This window comes from Paenibacillus sp. NPDC058177 (assembly GCF_042883835.1).
GTDB classification, from domain to species: domain Bacteria; phylum Bacillota; class Bacilli; order Paenibacillales; family Paenibacillaceae; genus Paenibacillus_AQ; species Paenibacillus_AQ agri.
Genome location: NZ_JBHVVB010000003.1, coordinates 318,372 through 332,800, shown reverse-complemented (window position 1 = coordinate 332,800; position 14,429 = coordinate 318,372). Strand labels below are relative to the sequence as shown.

Sequence of the window (14,429 nt, the reverse complement as noted above, 5' to 3'; positions counted from 1 at the left end):
ATCGTTTCTCCAGAATTCCTCCGGCCCTTCGCTCTTGTTCGAGCGGAAAGCACCGCCCCTAATCTCAAGCCTGAGCTTAGGGTGGCAGCAGCCTATGCGATTTTCGCAGGCGGCTGCCTTTTTGACTGAATCCGTTTGTGGCCCCTTCCATGGCGCCTCCTAGGAGTGGCATGGAAGGGGTTCTCTGTTTAACCGCGTTGCTCCTATATTGCTCTCCGCGTCGCTCCCCCGTCTTACTTTTCGCCTGCCTCGCTAATGCTGAAATAAGTGCATTTTTGTACCTTAATTTGGCCAGAAAGAAGGCGGGAAGAAGATTAAGGGCATTTTTGTATGTTAATTCTTTCGATGGAACGTATTTTAAGGAGAAAGTGGGGAAATAAGGTGCAAAAATTCTCTTAATTTCCTTTTTTTCTCTAAAATGATGGATATAAGGTACAAAAATGTCGTTATTTTAAGTATTGGCCAGAGGTTATCCTTCCAGTTCAATCTGTTTCTAGAAGTTACTCCCCTGGTTCGTCTGGTTATCAGTGTAAATTACCATAAAATACATAATACTCCACAACCCAAAGAACCAAAGATAACGGAGATATCAGAGAGACCAGAGTTACTGTAAAAACCACAAGCCCCACAAGCCCCACAAGCCCCACAAGCCCCACAAGCCCCTCGGCGCACAAAAAACCGGACAACCGTGCCTGTGGCACGAGTTGTCCGGTATCCTTCAACCAATTACCGATGCTCAAACAGATCGATGGCGCCGAGCACGATATGCGCCAGACCAAATCCAAGTACGCCGGTTGCAGCCATCTTATACCTGCTGCCAAGAAAAGCGGCGCTAGAAGCAGTAACTACGGTTCCAAGAACGGTTGGTATCAGACCTTCACGCATATGAAACACTCCTTCTCGGTGGTTTGAAAGACATGATTAGTGTGGGTAGAGGGAGTGACAATTATACAGCATCTCGGCTGGGGATGAATGGAGCGAGAAAGATAAGAAAGATAAGAAAGATAAGAAGGATAAGAAGGATGAGAAAGAAGGATCTAAAAAGGCTGTGCCTGCTTGAAGGGGATCAAACCAACCTTTCAAGCAAGCACAGCCTATTTGAATTTTTTAGAGTTAAGGGATATATTGCTGAACGATCGATGTGATTACGCCGTCTTTGATCGTCAGATGGTAAGGGAACTGGCTCAGATCCAGATTGTTATTCTTGGCAAACTGATGTGTGAATTCCTCCAGGCTTATCTTCTCGTTCCAGTGAATGTCAATATCCTCCAGCTTGCCGGTACGATCATAAATTTGCATAATCACGGTTGCATCAGGAGCTACCCGGTAGGTAGTAAGTGTCTGACTGTCGTTCACGATATAATATCCATCAGGCGTTCCGCCCAGCTCTGCTGCGGCTTCCGGCTCTCTTTGGGCAAAAATTTTGTCTGCTTCGGCACCTTGATACCATTCGATCTCATCAGTGCTTGCCGATAAGACACCTTGATTTGAATGAAGAGAATGAATATAAACGGTTGCATGCTGAACGGTGTCACCGCGGCCTTCCGCGCGGGCCAGGGTTCCTACTGTGCTTGCCGATGTAATGAGGGACAGGAATAACAGGACGACAACGGGCAGGACATAAGCTGACTTTTTCTTAAACAATGAAATCTCCCCCTTGGCATTGTGATACACAGTATAAGATTAATTACCCCTTGGGTTGTTAATCAAACGAGTATTGTACTACTAATAACGATGAAATGGTGGAAAGGTTGCAGATATTTTTGGACTACTGCAAAAAAACTGAATAGTCGCCATTCATAGTAAACGAAGGCTGCTCCGGGCATATTAGAATATCCAAACTTGAGGCTGGGAGTGACCGGAAAATGGCTGGAATTATCCGTATCTACCGAAACGATTGGCGCAATGTATTCAAGGTCCCGACCGCAGTTCTGCTGATAGCTGCGCTGGTTGTGCTGCCTTCCATCTATGATTGGGTGAATGTGGCGGCTGTGTGGGACCCTTACAGCAACACCTCAGGGATCAAGATTGCGGTAGCCAGTCTGGATGAGGGGGCTTCCGTAGATAACAAGAGCTTCAACATCGGCGAGGAGGTACTGGAAAGCCTGCATCATAATAAAAGTCTGGGCTGGACCTTTGTGGATGCAGAGCAGGCCAGGTATGGAGTACAACGCGGGGATTATTATGCCAGTGTTGTCATCTCTAAGGATTTTTCCAGCAAAATGGCCGGTATTCTGGAAGGTCGGCTGAATAAGCCGGAAGTTGAATACACCGTGAATGAGAAGATTAATGCGATTGCACCTAAAATTACGGCCAAGGGTGCGTCATCCATCACGGCCCAGATTAGCGAGCATTTTACCGCTACCCTCAGTGAGACGGTGCTGACCGCTCTCGGCAGGATCGACCGACAGTTTCAGTCTGAGCTGCCCGTGATCCGCAGAGTGGAGAAGGGATTGTTCCTATTGGAGGATAACCTGCCAGAGATTGAAGCTGCCGGGAAAACAGTGCTGAAAATTCATCAGGATTGGCCGCAAATTCACCAGTCGGCAGAGCGGCTGGCGACGCTGGAGCAGAAGCTGCCAGAGGTCGAAAAGGCAGGGACAGCGATCGAAACGGTGGATGACCATTGGCCGCAGATCAATGAAGCGGCAGGGCATTTGACGGAGCTAGAGTCCAAGCTGCCGGAGCTGGAACGGGCAGCGAAACTTGTGAGCGGGCTCGATGAGCATTTTGATGACGTGGCCGGGGTCTTAGACAAGGCAAGTGTGGATATGGAAAATGGGCGGAAGATCGTGGATGCAGCGATTAAGGCCCTGCCACAGGCCGACAAGATTGCGGCAGCCGGAAGTGCCTTTGGTCAGCAACTGCAGCAATTTATCGAGAAGAACAACGCGGCCCTCGCTGCGATTCCCCCTGTAATCAAGCAGAATCTGTACTTGCTGGAGCAGACGGAGAATGCTGTCTCTCAGCTCGCAGAGGGATTGAAGGCTGGTACGATAGAGACAGCGGCCGCACTGAGCGCGCTTAATGCGAATTTGACCCGGCTTGCTGCCGGGAAAAATGTACTGGACCGCACGATCTCGCTCTTGAATTCACTGGATAAGTTGTCGTCCGGAAACGTACTTGCGGCCGAAATACAGGCTCTGGATGGGATCCGGGACCAATTCGCCGATCAATCCGCGCTAGCCGGAAGTCTTGCCTCAGCTTTGGAAGCCGGCGGGGAACCAGATGCCGGCAAGATGCAGCAGCTTAGCACTGGAGCGGGACAGGGATCAACGGCGCTTGGCCGGCTGATCTCCCGCTTCGAGTCGCACACACTGCCAGGCATTCAAAACGCACTGCAGCCGCTGACTGCGGCTGCACAGGACGCTGCGGCCCGGCTCCAGCAGGTGCCGGAGCAGCTGCCCGCGCTGGCCGCCATCCTGCAGGATGCAGCGGCGGCCATACAGTACGGGCAGGAGGGCTTGGCGGCGCTGCAGAAGGATCTGCCCGCCATCCGGGCGGCCGTCCATACCTCGGCCGCCGGGATTGCGGACAAGATGCAGCGCTTCAGCACTTTTGTCCGCGATGTGCTGCCGCGGATTCAGCAGGGGCTTCCCGCCGCCGGGCAGCGAATCCACGAAGCGGCGGAATTTGCCCGCCACGATCTGCCGGCGGTAGAGCAGAAGGTCCGCAAGGCAGCGGACCTGATCCGTACCGGGCTGCCGAAGGCGGACAAGGGGGTAGAGCGTGCCGCAGAGCTGGTGCGGGATGACCTGCCGCTACTGGAGGCCGCCATTCGCAAAGCGGCGGCGACGATCCGCCAGATCAAACAAGAGGTGAATCTGGAGCAGATCGCAGATCTGCTTGGGGGCGACATCAAGTCCAAAAGTGATTTTTTGGCTAATCCCGTAATCCTCAAGGAGAATAAGCTGTACCCAATCCCGAACTACGGGTCGGCCATGACACCTTTTTACGTGGTACTGTCAATATGGGTGGGTGGAACGCTACTGATTTCGCTGCTGCGAACCTCTGTGGAGACAGGGGGCATAATTTATAAGTCGTATCAGCTCTACTTCGGACGACTGCTTACTTTTCTCACGGTAGGTATTTTACAGGCGCTGGTGGCCGCACTGGGTAATATTTTTATCTTGAACTGTTACGTGGCCGACAAGTGGTGGTTCATCCTGTTTGCAATGCTGATCAGTATCGTATTCGTGACGATCGTCTTCACCTTTGTCTCTGTGTTCGGCAACATCGGCAAAGGGATTGCTATTGTGTTCATGGTGCTGCAGTTTTCCAGCTCCGGGGGGACGTTTCCTATCAGCACTACCGGTCCTTTTTTCCAGGCACTGAATCCGTTTATGCCCTTCACTTATGCGATTAGTCTGCTGCGGGAAGCGGTTGGTGGCATCCTGCCAGAGGTGGCCATTCGTGATGCCTTGTACCTGGTTGGCTTCGGTCTGATCGCTCTGGTGCTGGCCTTGACACTTAAAAAGCCGTTGGAGCAGTTCATTCACAAGGCCGCAGAACAGGCAGAGAAATCAAAGCTGATTTCCTGAAAATATAGAGAAAAAGAAAAAAATTCTCAATTTCTTAAAGATATCTTTGAAAACTCAACCATTTTATTGACCTGTGTATTATTTACATCTAATATATAGGTATAAATGATCTTTAATTCTAAAATATGGGTTTGGAGGTGGTGTTTGTTTGAATCCAGAGACCACAATCCGGGCGGAATTGGACAAGTATCTGAGAGATAATGACCTGACGGTGAGCCAATTCTCCAAAATTTCCGGGATTCATTCCGGCACGCTCAGCAGACTTGTCAGCGGTAACCGTCCGATTGCCATGCAGCAGCTTGAGCGCATCACCTCGGGAATGGGACTTGGCGAAGGCGCTTTGTATGATTTGTATGTTGATGAATGCTTCGTGCATTCTGCCCCCAACTGGCGGCGATTGGGTCCCTTCCTTCATCGTTGTGCCGAATTGAACAAGCTGGAGTGTATCCGAAGGATAGCCGCTAATTTGATGGATAATCTGATGTATGCACAAGTACTATTTGAGACAGCTGAAGATTTTTTTAACAATGACAGGTATGAAGCTGCCGCAATTCTGTACGAGAGCGTCGCCGAAAGTGAGAAATATCAGCATTCCGAGCGGCTGGCTCTTTGTCAGTACCGGCTGTTCAAGATCACGCTAGGGTATGATCAGGATGCCAATCTGCGGGCTGCGGTGTATTTTGAGTATTTTGTCGAGCGGTTGGATGAAAGCGATCAACTGGATGCGCTGCGGGATTTGGCGAATATTTACACTTCGCTTCATCGCTGGAGCAATGTTGATTCCCTGGCTAAGCGAATGGGAGAGAAGGCATTCATTCAATATGAGAACAAATATAAGAAGTATATCAGCCGCGCTGAGCAAAAGGAGCCCGAAAAACCGCTGTGTTTTTATATCTTATACTCCTATTTATTAAGAGCAGCGGTCAGTCATGAGAATGGTGATTATGAGCAGGCCATGCAGTATGCGGCACTGTATTCCGACTCTAGCTGGATACGTGAAGACAGCGAAGAAGCCAAGTGGATCATGGAACAGTTCAAAGAATGGGCTGTAGCCAATACATACCTGCACCGTCTGATGAACGGGGAAGTTGAGGTCCTTTCAGAATACGTAGCGTATATTAAAACTAGAGAGAATGAAGTTCTACCAGCTTTTATCAAAATCATGCAAGCAGCGAACCGTATCGGGTTCAATGCAGATGAGGTTATCACACAGTTTCAATCTCATTTAATGTATAAGGAACACCGGAGTAAATTGGGGAAACTTAGTATGCAAGTCATGTCAGATAAATATACTAATCTTTTGTGTGAACTGGCTACTTACTATATGAGAACCAATAAATATAAAAAAAGTGTCTATTATATATTAAAAAGTTTGGAACTTTCTGTTAAAATAAATAATGACAGCTGTGTGATTCAATGTGTCGGGTTATTTGAAGAAATCCGACATCTAACAACTAGAGAAAACCAAGAGAAGTACAAAAAACTAATTAGTGAGGTGCAAAGACTAAATGAAAAGAAAAATGAGTACGTTGCTGGTTGTTTTTAGTGTGGCACTGGCCATCGCGGTTCCTGCCTATGCTGCAGATGCTAATACTAGCCAACCATCTTTCAAAATTCTGATTCATGGAACTGGTAGCTAAGAAACTATACTTAGGCATTGAAGATAATTGGTATACTTCTAAAATGAAGAAAGAATCTCTATTTCACGTAGAGATTCTTTTTTTGTTCGTTTTTCTATGATAAGGCTATTCTTCATTGGAATAGATCAGCGACACTTGATGCTTCTTCAAGAACTCAACCCATTCTTCGGATGGCTTCTGGTCGGTAACAATATAATCGATTTTATCAAAGCTCAGCAGCTTGATGAACGCAATCCGGTCAAATTTGGCATGGTCCACGAGAAGGACCACTTTATTGGCTTGCTGCTGCATGAGCACCTTCAGTTCGCTTTCCGCTTCGTTGGAATCGCTAACTCCGCCCGTCATAGACAACGCCTTGCAGCTAAAAATGGCCACATCCACATTGTATTTCTGAATGGTATGCGAAGCATTCGGACCGACGAAGGAACTGGTCTCGGGGCCCAGTGTACCGCCTGTAGAGATCAGCTTCTGCCCGGAATGCTGAAATTCTGACAGCACCACCAGCGAGTTGGTGATGATCGTCAGATTGCTCTTCACCTCGATGATCCGGCGTAACGCCTCAAAGGCCGTCGAGCTGGTATCCGTCATCAGGCTGTCGCCATCGTTGATGAGATCCAGCACGTTGTCTGCGATCAGCCGCTTAGCTTCAATGTTGACCTGATGCCGGCTGGCATAGGAGGGGTCTTCATTGGTATGGGCGTTCAGGATGGCGCCACCGTAGTTTTTCTTGGCCAGACCGTCCCGGTCCAGCTTGTCCAGATCGCGGCGAATCGTTTCCTCGGACACCTGAAACTTCTGTGCCAGATCCGCAACATGAACTTTTCTGTTCCGGTACAACTCGGTAATGATCAGGTCTCTCCGTTCAAATGCCTTCATCCGTCCACTCACCTTTTTCAATATCTCTATCTCCTAGTTTACTACAAGGATTATAAATACAAAAGAATTCTAAATAAATGAAAAACCACAATTCACTAATATAATATCACATAATACCACATTATTATTCAATTAACTGTGGTTTTTATGTTGACTTAAGCGTTTACACCTTTTATGATGAAGGAGAAATGTTTGTTGGCTGAAGTTGCAATGATATAGATTGCCTTATTTAAACCAAACTTAATGTGATGCTGAGGAGGAAGTACAGTGGCAGCTAAATATCCGAAGATTGGAATTCGTCCGACCATTGATGGCAGAAGACGCGGGGTACGTGAATCGCTGGAAGTACAGACCATGGGAATGGCGGAGCGGGTGGCTCAATTTTTACAACAGAACTTGAAATATCCCGACGGCTCGCCTGTGGAGTGCGTTATTGCTGATTCAACAATCGGTGGGGTGAAGGAAGCAGCGAATGCCCGCGATAAATTTGCCGGAGCCAATGTAGGTGTGTCGATTACTGTGACGCCTTGCTGGTGTTATGGCTCGGAAACAATGGATATGGATGCCACCATCCCGCATGCGGTGTGGGGCTTTAATGGTACGGAACGTCCCGGAGCGGTGTATTTGGCAGCTGTACTATCTGCCTACGCACAGAAAGGAATTCCGGCCTTCGGTATCTACGGCGAAGATGTGCAGGAATCTGACAGTGAACTCATCCCGGATGATGTGCAGAGCAAGTTGTTGCAGTTTGCGAGATCAGCGCTGGCTGTTGCTATTATGAAGGGCCAATCTTACCTTTCCCTGGGTTCGGTATCCATGGGGATTGCCGGTTCAATCGTGAATGAGCAGTTCTTCCAGGATTACCTTGGCATGCGTAATGAATATGTGGATATGTCCGAATTTGTGCGCCGCATGGAAGAGGGCATTTATGATAAGCAGGAATTCGAGCGTGCACTGGCTTGGGTGAAGGAAAATTGCGCTGAGGGTGCAGACAACAACCCGGCACATCTGCAGATCAGCCGTGAGCAGAAGGATAGCCAGTGGGAAACCGTCGTGAAAATGACGCTGATTGCCCGTGATCTTATGGTCGGAAATCCGGAGCTTGATAAACTTGGCTTCGCGGAAGAAGCCAATGGACACAACGCGATTGCGGCTGGATTCCAGGGACAACGGCACTGGACGGATCACTTCCCGAATGGTGACTTTATGGAGACGATTCTGAACTCGTCCTTTGACTGGAACGGCAGACGGGCGCCTTATCTTCTCGCAACAGAGAATGACAGCTTGAATGGCGTAACCATGCTGTTCAACTACTTGCTAACGAATACGGCGCAAATCTTTGCCGATGTCCGTACGTACTGGAGCCCATCAGCGGTGGAACGCGTGACGGGTCACAAGCTGGAAGGCGAAGCGGCAGGCGGCATCCTACATCTGATCAATTCTGGTTCGGCCGCACTGGACGGAACCGGAGAACAGACTATTGACGGTCAGCCGGCAATCAAGCCGTTCTGGGAGATCACAGATGAGGAAGCAAAGAGCTGTCTGGAGAAGACGGAATTCCGTCCAGCGTCGCAGGAGTATTTCCGCGGGGGCGGTTTCTCGACCGATTATTTGACCAAAGGCGGCATGCCAGTAACGATGGCGCGTCTGAATCTGGTGAAGGGGCTTGGTCCGGTTCTCCAGCTTGTTGAGGGCTACACGGTAGATCTGCCGGAGGATGTGCATCATGCGCTGGATCAGCGGACTGACCCAACTTGGCCGACTACCTGGTTCGCACCGAAACTGACGGACAAGGGTTCGTTCAAATCGGTATACGATGTGATGAATAACTGGGGAGCCAATCATGGTGCTATCAGCTATGGCCATATCGGTGCAGACCTGCTCACGCTGGCTTCCATTCTCCGTATTCCGGTTAGCATGCACAACGTAGAGGAAGAACGGATCTTCAGACCACGCGTCTGGTCGCTGTTCGGCACAGAGGATCTGGAGAGTGCAGATTACAGAGCCTGCCAGAACTTTGGACCACTCTATTAAACTTTGGAGTAGGCAGGGGGAAGGAAGATGAGCGAGACCCAAAAACTGCTTGCCATAGACCTTGGCGCCAGCTCAGGCCGGGTCATGTTAGGAAGTTATGACGGTTCCACGATTCAGATCGAGGAGATTCACCGCTTTGACAATATACCAGTACAGGTTCAAGGGCATTTGCACTGGGATGTGCTGAGACTCTTTCAAGAGATCAAGCAAGGCGTACGCGAGGCCGCACGGGTGCATGGCAAGTTGCTGTCGCTGAGTGTGGATACGTGGGGCGTGGATTACGGGTTCATTGATCACAGGGGGCAGCTGCTCTATGCGCCGCACCATTACCGAGATCAGCGGACAGAGCCTCACCGCTCTGGGTTGGAAGAACGGATTCCACCCCGTGAACAGTTCACGTTGACCGGCAATCAGCCGGCGCTGATTAACACTGTCTATCAGCTTTACGCTGATTTGCAGGACCATCCATCCCTTGCGGAATCGGTCAAAACAATGCTGCTGACGCCCGACTTGTTTCACTATCTATTCTCCGGTGTAGCGGCTGCGGAAAAGTCGATCTGGAGTACTAGCGGGTTAGCTGACGCGGTAACCGGTGAACCTTCGCATGAAGTCTTTAAGCGTCTGGGCCTGCCCATCTCGCTGATTCCTGGACTTGTCGCCGCCTCTGGAACGGTGCTGGGTGAGGTGACACCTGCTATTCAGGAAGAGCTGGGACTGGGCGCGATGAAGGTGATCGCTGGCGCTTCCCATGATACAGCTTCGGCTGTAGCTTCTATTCCTTATGTCGATAAGGAAGGTGCTGCGTTCATCAGCTGTGGCACTTGGTCCTTAGTGGGTAGAGAGAGTGAAGGGCCTGTGATCACAGACCAGAGCTATGATTACGGCTTCACTAATGAGGGCTGTTATGGCGGTACGAACCGGGTGTTGAAAAATATCACCGGATTGTGGATTCTGCAGGAATCTCAGCGTCACTGGGCCGCGTCGGGTCAGCGTATCGGTCATGCTGAGCTGGCTGAGCTGGCTGTAGCCGCTGGTCCGGCCGTCGCGATCATCGATCCCGACGATCCGTTGTTCGCGACCCCTGGCGATATGCCGCAGCGGATCGCTGAATACTGCCGGAGAACAGGGCAGCCGGAGCCGCGTACCCCTGGGGAGACGGCCCGCGTTATTGTGGAGAGTCTCGCCCATGCTTACAGCGTCGCAATAGATGAGCTGGAGGAAATCACTGGTGAACCGGTACGTGTCATTCATATGGTCGGCGGGGGAATTCAGAACCGGCTTCTCTGTCAGCTCACGGCTGACGTGACCGGACGGGAAGTTGTGGCCGGGCCCGTAGAGGCCAGTGCGATCGGAAATATAGTGACCCAGCTGCTAGCATTAGGCTTGGTAGAACGGGCTGCGGTGAGCGAACTCATTGCCCATTCCAGTTCGTTAATCACCTACCAGCCGAGTCATCGTAAGAATCCTTAACTCTCGTAGCATCATCTACGGATCCGTAGAGATCAAGCAACGGCTTTGGTATTGAATAGATATATCACATGGATAAGAGGAGAGATTATCGTATGGAGAATCATGAACAGAAGTTGCGTCGCCTGATTTGTGAGATTGGGAAGAACCTGTTTAACAAGGATTTTGTAGCGGCTAATGACGGCAATATCTCGGCCCGCCTGTCGGCCACCGAAGTACTGGCATCTCCAACCGGTGTCAGCAAAGGCTATCTGGAGCCTCACATGCTGGTCAAAGTGAATCTGCAAGGGGATATTCTGGAGGCAGCCGAAGGCTACCGTCCTTCTACGGAAGTAAAGATGCACCTGAAGATTTACAATGAGCTACCGGAGATGAACGGAGTTGTGCATGCTCACCCGCCATATTCCACTGCTTTTGCCATCAAGGGGGAAGCGCTGGATAAGATGCTAATGCCGGAGTCCGTCATTGCGATGGGGGACATTCCTATTGCTAAGTACGGTACGCCTTCCACCAATGAAATTCCAGACTCGCTGGAGCCTTTCCTGGGCAAGAAAACAGCTGTGCTGCTGGAGAGCCATGGTGCGCTGACTTGGGGCAAGGATGTCATGAGCGCGTACATGAACATGGAGCGGTTGGAGTTCACTGCGAAGCTAACCTATCTGGCCCGTATGCTTGACGGAGAGCGGGAATTGCCACAGCATCGTATTGAAGAATTGGTCGCATTGCGGTCGTTCTACGGCATGTAGTCTCGGAGGAGGAATTCTGATGTTAAAAAAGATTCCCAAGCTGCTGTCTCCTGAGCTGGTTGCTGTGCTAATGGAAATGGGCCATGGCGATGAAATCGTGCTGGCGGATGCCAACTTTCCAGGTCATTCCCATCATTCTAGAGTCATCCGGTATGATGGGATTGGTATTCCGGAACTGCTGAATGCGATTTTGGAGCTGTTCCCACTGGACCATTATGCCGAGCATCAGGCAGCGTTTATGTCTGTGGTACCGGGCGATCCCACCGTTCCTGTAATCTGGGAGACGTATAAGGAGATTCTGGCAAAGCATGATGCTGAAGCAGTGATCGGGTACGAGGAGCGTTTTGATTTTTATACCCGCTCGAAGCAGAGCTACGCCGTTGTAGTCACTGGGGAAGAAGCGCTGTATGGCAATGTGATTTTGAAAAAAGGGGTTATCCGCTCCTAAGCTAAGGACTACAGGATAACGTATAGAAGAAACCGTTCCTTGCAGAGAGGCTTGCGCACAATGCTGCAGCTTGCCTACCGATAGGTACGGTTTCTTTTTTATGGACAGAGTGGGCTTGCCGCCTATATTAATCGTGTTTAAGGCTATTTTATATAACCGTTCTTCTGGCTTTTTTGAATTTGATTGCCATCGTAATGAGCTGAATCACAAAGATAAGTCCAAAGATATAGACCAGATTCTGTGTACCTTGTTCCCAGATGGTGGTGACGAGCTGAAGAACATTGCTACCCTCTGGAATAAAGCCCGATTGGTTGATTTGCGTCAAGAAATGCGGGTTCCAGATGTTATGGCTGGAGAGGATGAACAGAGCCAAAATAAACTCGAATGCACTGACTAGCACGCTGAGGATGATAAGAGAAGGAGTCCAGCGTCCGGTAATTATTTTCAAAGTTTCTTTCAGAACACTTGCGGCAAATGCAATCCAGATCCAAGGCAGGAAGCTGCGAAACACCTCGTCATTAAACAAGGGGATGACGAGACGCGATCCGTCATTCTGAAGGATCAGCCCGAATAGATGGAGATTGAAGAGGAACAGAAAAGTAAAGATTGCAGTGAAAATAATACTGAAGATCGGGTCAGATCGTTTGATCGTCAGCTCCCGGGAAGGAAGCTGCGGTAGCTGCGAGATAGTCCAGGAATGGCCAGAACGATGCTTGAGCTGATCTTTGTGAATACCTTTATACTCGACTAAGGCAAAGATGACAGTAACCCAGGCAAAGGCCTGAAAGAAGGCCAGTAGAATATCGTTAAAATAGCCTCTAAATTGCTGCGACATATGGGATGCATCGGACAGGCTATCCACGGCAAAGCCGACGGTCATGGCAATGGCTACTGCAGCGAACACGACCCGAAGCACGGTCAGATAGGTGGAAAAAAGCTCTGGACCGATCAAATACCGACCGGCCCCCCGGTATTTATCTGCTAATGCCTCGGGATCTCCAAGCTCAAGCAGCACGGCTTCAACTTCTTCCTTAGTATGACTGCCGGGAGGAGAGTGTTCCTCCAGCATATCCTCTATCAAGCCTTCAAGCTCTTTCTCGATGTCAGCCCGCTGCGACTCAGGCAGCCTTCGTACTACCGCATGAATATAGCGCTTAATCAGTTCCACGGTTGTTTCCTCCATCAATCAAAGTGTCCATACTGTCTCGCATGCTTTTCCATTCCTCGCATAGCTTGATGTAGACTTCTTGGCCGGCAGGACTCAGGGAATAGTACTTGCGTGGGCGGCTCTCGTTGGTATCCCAAGCGCTGTCCAGCAGTCCTTGCTTCTCCAGCCTGCGCAACAGCGGATAAAGGGTGTTTGGGTCGACAGCCACGCCCTTTTCCTTCAATACAGTAACTAGGGAATAGCCATACTGCGGCTGAGTCAACTGGCTGAGCACACCGATAATAATCGTTCCGCGCCGTAATTCTTGTACCAGTCCGCTCACTGTTTCTTGGATGTCCATGATGTGCATCAACTCCTGATTGCATTATACTGTGTGACACACACTAATGAAATATTAACAATATAATGATTTCACAAGGATAAAAATTTTAGATAAAATCTATTATTCCATTTATGGTAAAATTAAAAATAAGCAATCCTTGACGAAAAGTTTCTCTTTTTCTCCACAGCCGATTCTTTATACTGACCGTATACCAAGAACTCGGAAGAGGTGAGAGGATTGTCAACGATCCCCAAGCTGGACAACTATCTTCGTTACACGATTGCCGCTGCTTTTTTTCCGTTAACATGTACGCAGGCATTGTGGACGCAATATGATAGATTTCGATATAAGCCTGCAGGAGAGCGCATCAGCATCGGCTCCCGCGAGCTTCATGCGCATGTTACCGGAAGCGGTAGAACGACGATCGTCTTGGAAGCCGGGATGGGCGGAAATCTGCTGGATTGGTCATTGGTGCAGCCGGAGCTGTCTCGTGATGCTACGGTTGTAGCCTATGATCGCGCCGGACTAGGCTGGAGCAAGAGCTCGGGCAAGCCTGCCACCTGCAAGCAGTATGTTGAAGATTTACGTAGCCTGCTGTCTGCCTTGGAACTGCAACCCCCGTACGTGCTGGTAGGACATTCCTTTGGCGGAATGGTGATGAGGCTGTTTGCAGCAGAGTACCCGGATGAAGTGAAGGGCTTGATTCTGGTGGATGCCGTCCATGAGGGCCGTTATCTTGCGGCGGAGATGTCGGAGCAGGGAAGACGCCACAAGGATAGTCTGAATCAATTGAGGCTAGGCTATCTGCTGTCTCCAGCTGCGATCCCCAGGCTGACGGGCCGTCATATCGGTTCACGGCGTCTACCATCTCCTATGCTAGAGCAGGTTAAGGCCGCCGGGTATAGAAGCAGTGCATACAAGACGCTTTATGCTGAACTGCTGGATGCGCACGAAAGTGCCTTGCAGTTGGCTACAGCCGAGCGTCTGCGTGAAGATTTGCCGGTAGTTGTGTTAAGTGCAGGCCAGCAGGATAAAGAGTGGCACAGGGGGCAGCTTCAACTGGCAGAGCTTACATCCTGCACTCAACATATTGTAGTAAGGGATAGCTGGCATTCTATTCAGATTTACCGGCCGGATGTCGTTATTGACGCCATACGGAGCCTATTATAGTAAGGTAGAGGAGGGGA

The 14,429-nt window shown here is 49.9% G+C and carries 12 protein-coding genes; 7 read left to right on the top strand and 5 right to left on the bottom strand.

The window, feature by feature from the left end:
• Nucleotides 1–726: 726 nt before the first annotated feature.
• Both ACFVU8_RS15425 and ACFVU8_RS15420 read right to left on the bottom strand, forming a co-directional pair.
• Complete coding sequence (locus tag ACFVU8_RS15425) at nucleotides 727–885, bottom strand: asparagine synthase (protein WP_066373475.1); 159 nt, start codon at nucleotides 883–885, stop codon at nucleotides 727–729.
• 228 nt (nucleotides 886–1,113) lie between these two features.
• Nucleotides 1,114–1,644, bottom strand: a complete 531-nt coding sequence (locus ACFVU8_RS15420; RefSeq protein WP_175370126.1) for a hypothetical protein — start codon at nucleotides 1,642–1,644, stop codon at nucleotides 1,114–1,116.
• Nucleotides 1,645–1,865: 221 nt separating this feature from the next.
• On the opposite strand from ACFVU8_RS15420, the gene ACFVU8_RS15415 reads away from it, so the two are divergent.
• Together ACFVU8_RS15415 and ACFVU8_RS15410 are read left to right on the top strand one after the other, a co-directional pair.
• On the top strand, nucleotides 1,866–4,541 hold the full coding sequence (locus tag ACFVU8_RS15415) for a YhgE/Pip domain-containing protein (RefSeq protein ID WP_387428269.1): 2,676 nt from the start codon (nucleotides 1,866–1,868) through the stop codon (nucleotides 4,539–4,541).
• 148 nt (nucleotides 4,542–4,689) lie between these two features.
• Nucleotides 4,690–6,087: a helix-turn-helix domain-containing protein gene (locus tag ACFVU8_RS15410; RefSeq protein WP_387428268.1), complete on the top strand. Its 1,398-nt coding sequence runs from the start codon at nucleotides 4,690–4,692 to the stop codon at nucleotides 6,085–6,087.
• Between the two features lie 199 nt (nucleotides 6,088–6,286).
• Here ACFVU8_RS15410 and ACFVU8_RS15405 read toward each other — a convergent pair whose 3' ends face one another.
• Nucleotides 6,287–7,069 carry a DeoR/GlpR family DNA-binding transcription regulator gene (locus tag ACFVU8_RS15405; RefSeq protein ID WP_312876288.1) on the bottom strand — a complete coding sequence of 261 codons (783 nt, stop codon included), beginning with the start codon at nucleotides 7,067–7,069 and terminating at the stop codon, nucleotides 6,287–6,289.
• Nucleotides 7,070–7,324: 255 nt separating this feature from the next.
• Between ACFVU8_RS15405 and ACFVU8_RS15400 the strand changes: the two genes are divergently transcribed.
• The 4 genes from ACFVU8_RS15400 (at nucleotide 7,325) to fucU (ending at nucleotide 11,752) form a co-directional block, all read left to right on the top strand.
• The gene (locus tag ACFVU8_RS15400; protein WP_387428266.1) at nucleotides 7,325–9,091 is read left to right on the top strand and encodes an L-fucose isomerase; all 1,767 of its coding nucleotides are present in this window, start codon (nucleotides 7,325–7,327) and stop codon (nucleotides 9,089–9,091) included.
• 27 nt (nucleotides 9,092–9,118) lie between these two features.
• Complete coding sequence (locus ACFVU8_RS15395) at nucleotides 9,119–10,561, top strand: rhamnulokinase (RefSeq protein ID WP_387428264.1); 1,443 nt, start codon at nucleotides 9,119–9,121, stop codon at nucleotides 10,559–10,561.
• A gap of 92 nt (nucleotides 10,562–10,653) precedes the next feature.
• Complete coding sequence (locus ACFVU8_RS15390; RefSeq protein ID WP_387428263.1) at nucleotides 10,654–11,304, top strand: class II aldolase/adducin family protein; 651 nt, start codon at nucleotides 10,654–10,656, stop codon at nucleotides 11,302–11,304.
• 19 nt (nucleotides 11,305–11,323) lie between these two features.
• Nucleotides 11,324–11,752, top strand: a complete 429-nt coding sequence (gene fucU / locus ACFVU8_RS15385) for an L-fucose mutarotase (RefSeq protein ID WP_387428261.1) — start codon at nucleotides 11,324–11,326, stop codon at nucleotides 11,750–11,752.
• Between the two features lie 148 nt (nucleotides 11,753–11,900).
• Here the strand turns inward: fucU and ACFVU8_RS15380 are convergent, their stop codons facing one another.
• Together ACFVU8_RS15380 and ACFVU8_RS15375 are read right to left on the bottom strand one after the other, a co-directional pair.
• Nucleotides 11,901–12,920, bottom strand: a complete 1,020-nt coding sequence (locus ACFVU8_RS15380) for an HAAS signaling domain-containing protein (RefSeq protein WP_387428260.1) — start codon at nucleotides 12,918–12,920, stop codon at nucleotides 11,901–11,903.
• Nucleotides 12,907–13,260: a PadR family transcriptional regulator gene (locus ACFVU8_RS15375; RefSeq protein WP_387428258.1), complete on the bottom strand. Its 354-nt coding sequence runs from the start codon at nucleotides 13,258–13,260 to the stop codon at nucleotides 12,907–12,909. The genes ACFVU8_RS15380 and ACFVU8_RS15375 overlap by 14 nt, the downstream gene beginning before the upstream one ends.
• A gap of 210 nt (nucleotides 13,261–13,470) precedes the next feature.
• Between ACFVU8_RS15375 and ACFVU8_RS15370 the strand changes: the two genes are divergently transcribed.
• Nucleotides 13,471–14,412, top strand: coding sequence for an alpha/beta fold hydrolase (locus tag ACFVU8_RS15370; protein ID WP_387428256.1), 942 nt, complete (start codon nucleotides 13,471–13,473; stop codon nucleotides 14,410–14,412).
• Nucleotides 14,413–14,429 lie beyond the last annotated feature (17 nt).

Excerpts from the sequence above, each read along its gene's own strand:
- ACFVU8_RS15425 (WP_066373475.1), bottom strand. The coding sequence starts at position 885 with ATGCGTGAAGGTCTGATACCAACCGTTCTTGGAACCGTAGTTACTGCT.
- ACFVU8_RS15415 (WP_387428269.1), top strand. The coding sequence starts at position 1,866 with ATGGCTGGAATTATCCGTATCTACCGAAACGATTGGCGCAATGTATTC.
- ACFVU8_RS15395 (WP_387428264.1), top strand. The coding sequence starts at position 9,119 with ATGAGCGAGACCCAAAAACTGCTTGCCATAGACCTTGGCGCCAGCTCA.
- ACFVU8_RS15390 (WP_387428263.1), top strand. The coding sequence starts at position 10,654 with ATGGAGAATCATGAACAGAAGTTGCGTCGCCTGATTTGTGAGATTGGG.
- fucU (WP_387428261.1), top strand. The coding sequence starts at position 11,324 with ATGTTAAAAAAGATTCCCAAGCTGCTGTCTCCTGAGCTGGTTGCTGTG.
- ACFVU8_RS15375 (WP_387428258.1), bottom strand. The coding sequence starts at position 13,260 with ATGGACATCCAAGAAACAGTGAGCGGACTGGTACAAGAATTACGGCGC.